The organism is Microbacterium sp. B35-04 (assembly GCF_010634885.1).
Taxonomy (GTDB): Bacteria; Actinomycetota; Actinomycetes; order Actinomycetales; family Microbacteriaceae; genus Microbacterium.
Window position 1 is genome coordinate 91,870 of record NZ_MWLP01000001.1, and the last position, 12,616, is coordinate 104,485.

Annotated in this window: 8 protein-coding genes; 3 read left to right on the forward strand and 5 right to left on the reverse strand. The window is 70.5% G+C overall.

Annotation, left to right across the window (positions count from 1 at the left end):
- The first annotated feature begins 23 nt into the window (after positions 1–23).
- The gene (locus B1729_RS00445; RefSeq protein WP_163616390.1) at positions 24–1,088 is read left to right on the forward strand and encodes an NADH:flavin oxidoreductase/NADH oxidase; all 1,065 of its coding nucleotides are present in this window, start codon (positions 24–26) and stop codon (positions 1,086–1,088) included.
- Between the two features lie 83 nt (positions 1,089–1,171).
- Here the strand turns inward: B1729_RS00445 and B1729_RS00450 are convergent, their stop codons facing one another.
- Both B1729_RS00450 and B1729_RS00455 read right to left on the reverse strand, forming a co-directional pair.
- Positions 1,172–2,230, reverse strand: coding sequence for a hemolysin family protein (locus B1729_RS00450; protein WP_163630078.1), 1,059 nt, complete (start codon positions 2,228–2,230; stop codon positions 1,172–1,174).
- Positions 2,227–3,558: a hemolysin family protein gene (locus tag B1729_RS00455; protein WP_163616712.1), complete on the reverse strand. Its 1,332-nt coding sequence runs from the start codon at positions 3,556–3,558 to the stop codon at positions 2,227–2,229. Before B1729_RS00455 ends, B1729_RS00450 begins: the two co-directional genes overlap by 4 nt.
- Before the next feature lie 202 nt (positions 3,559–3,760).
- Between B1729_RS00455 and B1729_RS00460 the strand changes: the two genes are divergently transcribed.
- Positions 3,761–4,873: a YihY/virulence factor BrkB family protein gene (locus B1729_RS00460; RefSeq protein ID WP_163616714.1), complete on the forward strand. Its 1,113-nt coding sequence runs from the start codon at positions 3,761–3,763 to the stop codon at positions 4,871–4,873.
- 51 nt (positions 4,874–4,924) lie between these two features.
- Here the strand turns inward: B1729_RS00460 and B1729_RS00465 are convergent, their stop codons facing one another.
- Complete coding sequence (locus tag B1729_RS00465) at positions 4,925–6,382, reverse strand: GuaB1 family IMP dehydrogenase-related protein (RefSeq protein WP_163630079.1); 1,458 nt, start codon at positions 6,380–6,382, stop codon at positions 4,925–4,927.
- Between the two features lie 177 nt (positions 6,383–6,559).
- Between B1729_RS00465 and B1729_RS00470 the strand changes: the two genes are divergently transcribed.
- Complete coding sequence (locus tag B1729_RS00470; protein WP_163616717.1) at positions 6,560–10,336, forward strand: multifunctional oxoglutarate decarboxylase/oxoglutarate dehydrogenase thiamine pyrophosphate-binding subunit/dihydrolipoyllysine-residue succinyltransferase subunit; 3,777 nt, start codon at positions 6,560–6,562, stop codon at positions 10,334–10,336.
- A 213-nt stretch (positions 10,337–10,549) separates the two neighbouring features.
- Here B1729_RS00470 and B1729_RS00475 read toward each other — a convergent pair whose 3' ends face one another.
- Together B1729_RS00475 and B1729_RS00480 are read right to left on the reverse strand one after the other, a co-directional pair.
- On the reverse strand, positions 10,550–12,109 hold the full coding sequence (locus B1729_RS00475) for a glycerol-3-phosphate dehydrogenase/oxidase (protein WP_163616719.1): 1,560 nt from the start codon (positions 12,107–12,109) through the stop codon (positions 10,550–10,552).
- A 72-nt stretch (positions 12,110–12,181) separates the two neighbouring features.
- On the reverse strand, positions 12,182–12,616 hold a 435-nt coding region (locus B1729_RS00480), incomplete at its 5' end, for a TetR/AcrR family transcriptional regulator (protein WP_163630081.1).

A 12,616-nucleotide genomic window follows, 5' to 3' on the forward strand; every position in this document is an offset into this window, starting at 1 on the left:
CCGATTCCAGCTGGAGACCCCCCATGAGCCGCCTGTTCACCCCCCTCAGCCTGCGCGACGTGACGGTGCGCAACCGTCTGTGGGTCTCGCCGATGTGCCAGTACAGCGCGATCGAGGGCGTGCCGCAGGAGTGGCACCACACCCATCTCGCGCAGTTCGCGTCGGGCGGCGCAGGGCTGATCGTGGCCGAGGCGACGGCGGTGTCGCCGGAGGGCCGGATCTCCCCCGACGACACCGGACTGTGGAACGACGAGCAGCGCGACGCGTGGGCGCCGATCGTCGCCGCGATCCGCCGGCGCGGCGCCGTGGCCGGCGTGCAGCTCGCCCACGCCGGCCGCAAGGCGTCGACCTGGCCGCCATTTTCGGACCGGCGCGGGACTGTCGCTGCCGCGGACGGCGGTTGGAACACCGTGGCTCCGTCAGCGATCGCCTTCGACGGCTTCGCCGAGCCGGTCGCCCTCGACCTCGCGGGCATCGACCGCGTGGTCGCCGCCTTCGCGGCGGCCGCTCTGCGAGCTGTGGCCGCGGGTTTCCAGGTGCTCGAACTGCACGCCGCACACGGCTACCTGCTGCACCAGTTCCTCTCGCCCCTGTCGAACCTCCGCGACGACGAGTACGGCGGCTCGCTCGAGAACCGCGCGCGGCTCGTGCTGCGGGTGCTGGATGCGGTGACGGATGCCGCTCCCGGCGTTCCGGTGATCGTGCGGTTCTCCGCCACCGACTGGGCAGACGGCGGGTGGGGTGCCGACGAGACCGCCACCGTCGCGGGCTGGGCCGCCGAGCGGGGCGCCGACTTCTTCGACATCTCCAGCGGCGGCCTCGTCGCCCACCAGCAGCTCACCACCGGCCCGGGCTACCAGGTCGACCTCGCCGCCCGGGTGCGACGCGAAGCCGGCGTGCCGGTGAACGCCGTCGGCATGATCGACGACGCCGCCCACGCCGAGCGCGTGCTCGCCGAGGACGCCGCCGACGCCGTCATGGCCGGCCGCGAATGGCTGCGCGACCCGCACTATGCGCTGCGCGCCGCCACGGAACTCGGCGCCGACATCGACTACTGGCCGAAGCAGTACCTCCGCGCCCGGCGCTGACCCACAACCCCGGAACCGCGAAGGGTAGGCGTCCGCTCGCAGAGCGGAAACCTACCCTTTCGCGGTGCCAGACCGCGACGGGCTCAGAAGCCGCGTCGGCGGGTCGCGTCCTGCACCTCTCCGATGAGCTCCTCGATGATGTCCTCGAGGAAGAGCACCGCTGTGATCTCTCCGGCCTCGTCGCGCACCTGGGCGAGGTGACGCCCGGCGCGGCGCATGACGGCGAGTGCGTCCTCGAGATCGGTCGACTCCAGCACGGGCACCATGTGGTGGATGCGCTTGGTCGGGATCGGGAGGGCGACCTCGGTGGCGGCATCCGGTCCCTCCGCCGCCCGCAGGATGTCCTTGAGGTGCACGTAGCCGACCGGCACGCCGACCTCATCGACGATCACGTAGCGCGAGAAGCCGTGCTTCGCCACCGCGCGTTCGATCTCGGCGGGGGTCGTCGTCTCGGGGAGCGTCACGAGCTGCGACAGCGGCACCGCGACGTCGGCGGCCTTCTTGTCGGTGAACTCCAGCGCAGCCGACACGGTACCCGCCGCATCGTCGAGCACCCCCTCGATGCGCGACTGGTTCACGATCGTCGCGACCTCCTCGAGCGTGAATGTCGAGGCGGCCTCGTCCTTCGGCTCGACGCGGAACAGGCGCACCACGTGGTTCGCGATCCAGTTGAGGGTCACGATGATCGGGTGGAACAGCTTCGACACCCACACCAGCGGGGTCGCGAGCATGAGCACCGCGCGGTCGGGCACCGAGAACGCGAGGTTCTTCGGCACCATCTCGCCGAAGACGACGTGGAGGTACGACACCAGCAGGAGCGCGATGGCGAACGCGACGCCGTCGACGACCCCCTCAGACCAGCCCGTGAGGCCCAGAGGCCCCGCGAGGAGATGGTGGATGGCGGGCTCGGACACGTTCAGGATCAGCAGCGAGCAGATCGTGATGCCGAGCTGGCTCGTCGCCAGCATGAGCGTCGCGTGCTCCATCGCATACAGCGCGGTCTTGGCCGACCGCGATCCCTTCTCGGCGAGCGGCTCGATCTGCGAGCGGCGGGCCGAGATGACGGCGAACTCGGCGCCGACGAAGAAGGCGTTGGCGATGAGCAGCACCACCAGCCAGGCGATTCCGGCCCAGTCGTTCATCGGCGATCACCCGCCTCGGTGGTCGCGTCGTCGTGGGGCATCGGCGTGGGCGTGAACCGCACGCGGTCCACCCTGCGTCCTTCCATGCGCTGCACCTCGAGAGATCCGTCCTCGATCTCGAGGGTGTCGCCGGCGACGGGAATCCGTTCGAGCACGCTCATGATGTAGCCGCCGACGGTGTCGTAGACGTCGCCTTCCGGAATGCGGATGCCGGTGCGATCGCGCACCTCGTCGGGCCGCAGCTCGCCCGGGAAGATCACGGTGTCGCCGACCCGCACGATGCCCGCGCGACGGAGGTCGTGCTCGTCGAGCACTTCGCCGACGATCTCCTCGACGAGGTCCTCGAGCGTGACGACGCCCGCCGTGCCGCCGTACTCGTCCACGACGACGGCCATCTGGTACCCGCGGGCGCGCAGCTCGGCCACGAGCGCATCGAGGTGGACCGCCTCGGGAAACCGCAGCGGCTCGGTCGCCAGCGCGGCGGCGGGAACGTCGGCACGGCGCTCGCGCGGCACGCCGACGGCGGCCTTAAGGTGCACGATGCCCGTGATGTCGTCCATGTCCTCGCCGTACACGGGGAACCGGCTGTGCCCGGTGCGGCGGGCGAGCTGGATGACGTCCTCGGCCGAGTCATCGGCGGCGAGGGCGTGGATGCTGGGCCGCGGCGTCATCACGTCGGCCGCAGACAGGCGGGCGAAGGTGAGGCTGCGGTCGAGGAGCGACGCGGTGTCCTCCTCGAGCACGCCGGCACTGGCCGAGCGTCGGACCAGGCTCGACAGCTCCTCGGCCGTGCGCGCGCCCGACAGCTCCTCCTTGGGTTCGATGCCGGCCGCACGCAGCACGCCGTTCGCGCTGCCGTTGAGGACGACCACGGCGGGACGGAACACCGTCGTGAACGCCACCTGGAACGGCATGACCAGCTTGGCGGTCTGGCGCGGGATGGCCAGCGCGAAGTTCTTGGGCACGAGCTCGCCGAGGATCATCGAGAACACGGTCGCGATCGAGACGCCGATGACGGCGGCGAGGGGCCGAGCGATGCCGGACGGGATCCCCCACGCGTCGAACACGGGTGCCAGCAGGTTCGAGATCGCCGGCTCCATCGTGTAACCGGTCAGCAGCGTGGTCAGTGTGATGCCCAGCTGCGCGCTGGAGAGGTGCGTGGATGTGATCCGCAGCGCGCTGATCGTGAGCGAGAGCCGCGTTTCGCCCGCCTCCTGGCGGGATTCGAGATCGGCCCGGTCGAGGTTGACGAGCGCGAACTCGCTCGCCACGAAGAGGCCGGTGCCGATCGTGAGCAGAAGCCCCACGCCCAACATGACGTAATCCATCACGCATCACCCCCCTGGGATCGGGGAGCGGGTCGGTGGGGCGATTGTCTGCAACTAGGAGGGTCGTCCATCGTGCCGACAAGTCTACGGCAGGGGTGCGGAGCCCAACGGGCCGATGTCAAGCCCCTCGCCGCCTCCGATCCGCCCTCGCACGATGGCTCTCCAGGCGCTTCCGCCGAGGGCAGAAGGAATCGGAGAGGTCATGACCACGACGGACCACGGACTCGATGACCGGCACGCACCGGATCCCGAGCATCCCGACAAGCCCGACACTCCACGCGAGATCGAGAAGCGCTCGTGGAAGTACGTCTTCGTCAAGACGGCACGCGAGTTCACGGCCGACGAGTGCACCGACATCGCCGCCGCGCTGACCTACTATTCGGTGCTGGCGATCTTCCCCGGGCTCATCGCCGTCTTCTCGGTCTTCGGGCTGATCGGCCGCAGCAGCCAGGCCACCGACCAGATCATCGGCATCGTCGATACCGTCGCCCCCGACGCGGCGGACGCCCTGCGAGGCCCCCTCGAGCAGGCGGCGGACTCCCCCGCCGCGGGCTGGGGTCTCGTCCTCGGCCTGGCGTTGGCGATCTGGTCGGCCTCCGGCTACGTGGGCGCCTTCAGCCGAGCGATGAATCGCATCTACGAGATCGAGGAGGGCCGGCCGTTCTGGAAGCTCAAGCCGGCGCAGATCCTCATCACGCTGATCGGCGTCGCGCTGATCGTCGTCGCCCTGGTGATCCTCGTCGTGTCGGGGCCGGTGGCCGACGCCGTCGGGTCGGCACTCGGGCTCGGGGAGGTCGCCACGACCGTGTGGGAGATCGTCAAGTGGCCGGTGCTCGCGGCGATCGTCGTGCTGATGGTCGCGATCCTCTACTACGCCACGCCCAACGCCAAGCAGCCGAAGTTCCGGTGGATCAGCCTCGGGTCGCTGCTGGCCATCCTCATCCTCGCCGTCGCGTCGGTGGCCTTCGGCCTCTACGTCGCCAACTTCTCGAACTACGACCGCACCTACGGGTCGCTGGCGGGCGTCATCATCTTCCTGTTGTGGCTGTGGATCGCGAACATCGCGCTGCTGTTCGGCGCGGAGTTCGACGCCGAGCTGGAGCGCGGGCGCCAGCTGCAGGCGGGGATCGCCGCCGAAGAGGACATCCAGCTGCCGCCGCGCGATACCCGCAAGAGCGACAAGGCGGCCGAGAAGGAGCGCCACGATGTGGAGGAGGGCCGGCGCATCCGCAGGGCGCACGAGGAGGACGAGAACGACGATGACGACGCGGATGCGAACGGCGCCGACCCCACCTCGTCCCGCCGGACGGGATGACCGATGCCCGCGCGCGTCGTCAGGTCGCCGGAGCGGCTCGCTCCGGCGCCTTCACCAGCTGACCGGGAGCGCCTTGCCCTCGTCGTAGCCGGCGGCGGACTGGAGGCCGACGCGGGCGCGGCCGTGGAACTCGGCCACGGTCGACGCGCCGGCGTAGGTGAACGACGAGCGCACCCCCGAGGTGATCATGTCGAGCAGGTCCTCGAGGCCCGGGCGGAGCGGGTCGAGGTAGATCTTCGACGACGAGATCCCCTCGGCGAACAGCTCCTTGCGGGCGAGCTCGTAGGGGTCGAGGCGGCCGAACCGCTCGTGGACGGCCTTCGTCGAAGCCATGCCCCACGATTCCTTGTAGGAGCGGCCGGCCCCGTCGACCTGCAGCTCGCCGGGCGCCTCGATGGTGCCGGCGAACCACGAGCCGATCATGACGGATGCCGCGCCCGCCGCGAGCGCCAGCGCCACGTCGCGCGGGTACCGCACGCCGCCGTCCGCCCACACGTGCGCGCCCATGAGTCGCGCGGCCTCGGCGGTCTCGAGGACCGCGGAGAACTGCGGCCGGCCGACGGCCGTCATCATGCGGGTCGTGCACATCGCGCCCGGTCCGACGCCGACCTTGAGGATCGTCGCACCGGCGGTGACGAGGTCGTGCACGCCCTCGGCAGTGACGACGTTGCCGGCGGCGATCGGGATGCCGAGGTCCAGGTCGGCGACCGTGCGCAGCGCGCGCAGCATGCCCTCCTGGTGCCCATGCGCGGTGTCGACGACGAGCACGTCGACCCCCGCCGCCGCGAGCGCTCGAGCCTTCGCGGCGACGTCGCCGTTGATGCCGACTGCGGCGGCGACGATGAGGCGTCCCGATGCGTCGACCGCGGGCCGGTAGAGCGTCGAGCGCAGAGCGCTGCGGCGCGAGAGCGTTCCGACCAGGTGACCGTGGTGCAGGACGCAGACCGTGTCCGCCTCGGCGGCGACGATGACATCGAACGCATGGCGCGCGCTCTCGATGTCCTCGGCGTCGACGGATGCTGCACGCCCGCGTGCGAGGTCGCCCAGGCGCGCGTCGGGCAAGGCCGTGCCGAGTCGCGTGGCCGGCACGATGCCGAGGATGTCGTCGGCGTCCACTCGGCCGGCGGCGGCGTCCGCGACCACGATGCCGTGACCGTCCGTCGCGGGCAGCAGCCTGGCGGCGTCGGCGACCGTCGCGTCGGCCGGCAGGACCAGAGGCGTGTCCCACTCGACCGGCTGCGCCTTGACCCAGCGGATCGCGGCATCCAGCTCTTGCAGCGGCATGTCCTGTGGCAGCACGCCGAGACCGCCGCGGCGAGCCAGGGTGGCCGCAAGGCGTGCACCCGTGACGGAGTTCATGTTGGCCGACACCAACGGCAGCGTGGCCGTCGTGCCGTCGCCGGGCGAGAGGTCGACGTCGAGGCGGCTGGTGATCGCCGAACGCCGCGGGACGAGGAAGACGTCCGAGTAGGTCAGGTCGACGTCGGGTGTTTCGCCGTAGAACTCCATGACCGCCAAGGGTAGTGACAGTTCCTGTGCGGATAATCATGCGGGTTCTTTCAGGAGCCTCACCCCTTCAGGCCGGAACGGCCCACGCAGACTGGGCTAGGCTTAACTGTCGCGTGTGCGGGTTCGCAAGCCCCGCGCGCATCCCAGAACTTCACCGATGAAAGCAGGCGATTCAGCGTGTCGAGCCAGGTGACGGGCGTCGGGGTTTCGAACGAGGGAGAGTTCGGAGCCAACGAGTGGCTCGTCGAGGAACTGTACGAACAGTTCAAAATCGACCGGAACTCCGTCGACAAGGAGTGGTGGCCCATTCTCGAGGCCTACCACCCTGCCGACGGCGCAGCACCGACGGCGCCCCCCGCGCCAGCAGCAGCAGCGGCGCCGGCTGCAGCCGCAGCGCCGGCGGCGGCACCCCCGGCCGCCGCAGCACCGGCAGCACCCGCGCCGGCGGCACCAGCAGCGCCGGCCGCGACATCCGAGCCCCGCCCGGTGACGGCGCCGATTCCGGTGATCGGCGCACAGCCCGTGGCACGCACCACGGCACGGCCCGCAGCCCCGCAGCCCATCCCGGCGCAGGCGCCCAAGTCCCAGCCCTCGTCGGCTGAGGCCGAGGCCGAGGCCGACGTCGTCACGACACTGCGCGGCATGCCGAAGACCCTCGCGGCCAACATGGACGAGTCGCTGACCGTCCCGACCGCGACCAGCGTCCGCACCGTGCCGGCGAAGCTGATGATCGACAACCGCATCGTCATCAACAACCACATGGCGCGCACGCGCGGCGGCAAGGTGAGCTTCACGCACCTCATCGGGTGGGCGATCATCCAGGCGCTCAAGGAGTTCCCCAGCCAGAACGTGTTCTACGCAGAAATCGACGGCAAGCCGTCGGTCGTCGCCCCGGCGCACATCAACCTCGGCATCGCGATCGACCTGCCGCGGCCGGACGGCACCCGCGCGCTGCTCGTGCCGAGCATCAAGCGCGCCGACCGGCTGACGTTCAACGAGTACCTCACGACGTACGAGGACCTCGTCACGCGCGCACGCGGCAACAAGCTGACGGCAGCGGACTTCCAGGGCACCACGATCTCGCTCACCAACCCCGGCGGCATCGGCACCGTCCACTCGGTGCCGCGCCTCATGAAGGGCCAGGGCTGCATCGTCGGCGCCGGCGCGCTCGAGTACCCCGCCGAGTTCCAGGGCGCGAGCGACAAGACGCTCAACGAACTCGCCATCGGCAAGACGATCACGCTCACCAGCACCTACGACCACCGCGTCATCCAGGGTGCGGGCTCGGGCGAGTTCCTCAAGAAGGTGCACGAGCTGCTCATCGGCCAGCGCGGCTTCTACGACGACATCTTCGCGGCGCTGCGCATCCCGTATGCCTCGATCCACTGGGCCGCCGACATCAATGTCGACCTCGCCGAGCGCGTCGACAAGACCGCCCGCGTGCAGGAGCTCATCAACTCCTTCCGCGTGCGCGGCCACCTCATGGCCGACACCGACCCGCTGGAGTACCAGCAGCGCACCCACCCGGATCTCGAGATCGAGAACCACGGGCTCACCTTCTGGGACCTCGACCGCGAGTTCGTCACCAACGGGTTCGGCGGCAAGCGCCAGATGAAGCTCCGCGACATCCTCGGCGTGCTGCGCGACTCGTACTGCCGCACGATCGGCATCGAGTACATGCACATCCAGGACCCCGGGCAGCGCGCGTGGTTCCAGGAGAACGTCGAGATCAAGTACCAGAAACCCGGTCACGACGAGCAGCTGCGGATCCTCGACAAGCTCAACCAGGCCGAGGCATTCGAGACGTTCCTGCAGACGAAGTACGTCGGGCAGAAGCGCTTCAGCCTGGAGGGCGGCGAATCGCTGATCCCCCTCCTCGACGAGATCCTGCAGGGCGCGGCCGAAGCCGGCCTCGACGGCGCCGCGATCGGCATGGCCCACCGCGGTCGCCTCAACGTGCTGACCAACATCGCGGGCAAGACCTACGGCCAGGTCTTCCGCGAGTTCGAGGGCTCCGTCGCCATCGGCTCGAAGAGCGGATCGGGCGACGTCAAGTATCACCTCGGCACCGAGGGCACGTTCGTCGCCGACAACAAGGCCGAGCTGCCGGTGTACCTGGCCGCGAACCCCTCGCACCTCGAGACGGTCGACGGAGTGCTCGAGGGCATCGTCCGTGCGAAGCAGGACCGCAAGCCGATCGGCACGTTCACCTGGCTGCCGATCCTCGTGCACGGCGACGCGGCCTTCTCGGGCCAGGGCGTCGTGGTCGAGACGCTGCAGATGTCGCAGCTGCGGGGCTACCGCACGGGCGGCACGGTGCACGTGGTCGTCAACAACCAGGTCGGCTTCACCACCACGCCCACCGACGCGCGGACCTCGGTCTACGCCACCGATGTCGCCAAGACGATCCAGGCGCCGATCTTCCACGTGAACGGGGACGACCCCGAGGCCGTGACGCGCGTCGCGCAGCTGGCTTTCGCGTACCGCGAGCGCTTCCACCGCGACGTCGTCGTCGATCTGGTCTGCTACCGCCGCCGCGGACACAACGAGGGCGACGACCCCTCGATGACGCAGCCGCTCATGACCAACCTCATCGAGGCGAAGCGCTCGGTCCGCCGGCTGTACACCGAGGCCCTCGTCGGCCGCGGTGACATCACCGAGGAGGAGTACGAGAAGGCGAAGCAGGACTTCCAGAACCGCCTCGAGATCGCTTTCGCCGAGACGCACGCGGCCGAGACCGGGTCGTCACCGGTGGTCGTCCCGGATGCCGCGGCCGAACCCGCGGCCGGGGAGCCTGAGACCACCGGGGTCGCGCGCGAGATGATCAGCCTGATCGGCGAGACCTTCGTGAACAAGCCCGGCGGCTTCACGGTGCACAACAAGCTGCAGCAGCTGCTCGACAAGCGCCTGGACATGAGCCGGAACGGCTCGATCGACTGGGGTTTCGGGGAGCTGCTGGCGTTCGGCTCGCTGCTGCTCGAGAAGACCAACGTCCGCCTCGCCGGCCAGGACTCCCGTCGTGGCACTTTCGTGCAGCGCCACGCGGTGCTGCACGACCGTGCCAACGGCCAGGAGTGGATTCCGCTGACGAACCTCAGCGAGGACCAGGGCCGCTTCTATGTCTACGACTCGCTGCTCAGCGAGTACGCGGCGATGGCGTTCGAATACGGCTACTCGGTCGAGCGCGCGGACTCGCTGGTGCTGTGGGAGGCGCAGTTCGGCGACTTCGGCAATGGCGCGCAGTCGGTCGTCGACGAGTTCATCTCGTCAGCCGAGCAGAAGTGGGGCCAGCAGTCGAGCGTGGTGCTGCTCCTGCCCCACGGCTACGAAGGCCAGGGTCCGGACCACTCGTCAGCCCGCATCGAGCGCTATCTGCAGATGTGCGCGCAGGACAACATGACCGTCGCGCGCCCGTCGACGCCGGCGTCGTATTTCCACCTCCTGCGCCGCCAGGCGTACGCGCGCCCGCGCCGCCCGCTCATCGTCTTCACGCCGAAGGCGATGCTGCGCCTGCGCGGCGCGACCAGCCCGGTCGAGGACTTCCTCAACGGCAGGTTCGAGCCGGTGCTAGACGACGATCGCGTGACCGACAAATCCGCTGTCAAGCGCGTGCTGCTGCACGCCGGCAAGATCCACTGGGATCTGCGCGCCGAGCTCGACAAGAACCCGAACCCGGCGATCGCGCTGGTGCGGCTGGAGCAGTACTACCCCGCCCCGGTCGACGAGCTCAACGCCGTCATCGACTCGTACCCGAACGCCGAACTGGTGTGGGTGCAGGACGAGCCCGAGAACCAGGGCGCCTGGCCGTTCATCGCGCTGGAGGTCGTGAAGCATCTGCGCGGTCGCACCATCAGCCGCGTGTCGCGTGCCTCCGCGGCATCCACCGCCACCGGCTCGCCGAAGGTGCACGCCGCCGAGCAGGCCGCCATCATGCAGCAGGCGCTCACCGTCTAGGCGACGCGTCTCACCGGTCCGGCCCCGGACGCCCCTCTCCGTAGGCGTGTCCGGGGCCGGTGCCGTCACACGGGCGCCGCCGTCGTGCCCACTCGAGGAGATCGTCGCCCGTCCTCAGATGAGGAGATGGAGCCGAGATGCGGACCCTCACCGGCGCGCCGCCCCTCATCTCCGCTCAGGTCCTCAGTTGAGGACCGCGCCGCGACGGGCCGCTCACTCCTCGAGCGGCTCCACGCCGGCGCGATCGAATGCGGCGGCCGCGGCATCCGTCGACGCCTCGCCGTCGGTCGGGACCAGGCCGAGACGCGTGCGACGGTCGATCAGATCGGCGATGCTCAGTGCGCCCTCGACGGCGACGCCCCACTGGAGCTCCTGCGCCGTCACACCGCAGGCGCCGCCGGGACCGCCGGGCAGCGACGCCGCATACGGCGCCTCGGCGCCGAACCGGCGCACGAGGCGGCCGGGAGCCGTGATCTCGCCCAGTCGGCGCCGGGGCCACGCCCCCACGAGCGGGATCGAGCGCGTCGGCGAGGGGCGCGAGGGCAGGCCCGGATCGCGGCGGATCACGGCGTCCACGGCATCTTCCGCCATGCGTCGGTAGGTGGTGAGCTTGCCGCCGACGATGCTGAGCACGCCCGACGTCGACTCGATGATCGCGTGACGGCGCGAAAGATCGCTGGTGTCGTCGTCGTCCGCACCCGCCAGCAGCGGACGCAGGCCGGCGAACGTCGCGAGCACGTCCCCGTGGTCGAGCGGATCGGCGAGGACTGTGTTCACGGTGCCCAGGAGTGTGTCGATCTCCGCCTCGGTCGCGTGCGCCACCTGCGGGATCGGCCCGTCGGCGGGCACGTCGGTGAGGCCGATGTAGGTGCGTCCGTGCGGGGCGGGCAGTGTGAACACGAAGCGACTCGTCGACCCGGGGACCGGCACCGTGAGAGAGACGTCCGAGCCGCCGAGCCGCGCGGTCGACACCACGAGGTGGGTGCCGCGGCTGGGCCGCAGCCGCACCTCGGGGTCGAGGTCCCCCGCCCACACGCCGGTCGCGCTCACGACAGCACGAGCACGGACGTCGACGACCGCGCCGGTCACCCGGTCGCGCAGCGTCGCCGCGCGACCGGTGACCGAGACCGCCTCGACGCGGGTGAGGACGGATGCCCCGTGCCCGGCGGCCGTCCGCGCGACGGCGACGACGAGCCGGGCGTCGTCGAGGAGCTGGCCGTCCCAGCCGCGCACACCGCCGCGCAGATCGTCGGCGCGCACCGCGGGGGCCAGTCGCAGCGTCTCGTCGCGGCTGATCGCGCCGGGGCCCGGCAGGAGGGCGCCCGGCGTTCCGACGGCCCGTCGCAGGCCGTCCCCCAGTTCGTAGCCGAGGCCGATGTAGGCGCCGCGTGCGAGGTGGCCCCGCCCGTGCAGCGGTACGACCTGCGCCAACGCGCGCGTGAGGTGCGGTGCGGTGCGGGTGAGGAGGATGTGCCGCTCGAGGGCGCTCTCGCGCGCGATGCCGACCTGCCCCGACGCGAGATAGCGCAGGCCCCCGTGCACGAGCTTGGAGCTGAAGCGGCTCGTGCCGTGCGCGAGGTCGTGCCGTTCCACCAGGACGGTGCGCAGGCCGCGGCCTGCGGCATCCAACGCGATCCCCACCCCGGTGATGCCGCCGCCGATCACGAGCAGATCGATCTCCCGCTCGTCGGCAAGCGCCTCGAGCTCTCGCGCGCGCCGGGACGCGGTGAGGGCCGAGGAGAAGGGCGTGCGCCCGACGATGCGCCCGGTCATCGCTCGGGGTGCAACATAGTGAGTATCAAACACAATGTCTCAGGTACGTAATGCATGTCACCCGCCATCGCCTCACGCCACCTCGACCTCGGACCCGAGATACCCCCGCAGCGCGTGCGCGAGCTCGGTGCGCCATGCGCGCTCGGGCAGCCACTCGGCCACGAGCGGTGCGGACTGCACCGCGGATTGCGCGATCAGCAGCACCATCGCGGCGAGCTGATCCGGGTCTCCTGATCGCACGAACCCCGCCCGCTGCCCCGCCGCGATCCGGCGCGCGGTCTCGGCGTGGATGGCGCGCTGGCTCGTTCCGAGCCGGTCGAGGATGTAGTGCGCGAAGAGCTCGGGATCCGTGTCCCGCAGCCGATCGACCAGCGGCAGCCGGCGCACGCGGTCGGCGGTCTCGACGAGAAGGCCCGCGAGCTCGTCGAGGTCGCCGCACTCCCCCTGCTCCGCGGGCAGCGCCGCCACCAGCTCACGCGTGACGAGGGCGGCGAACACCGCCTGCGC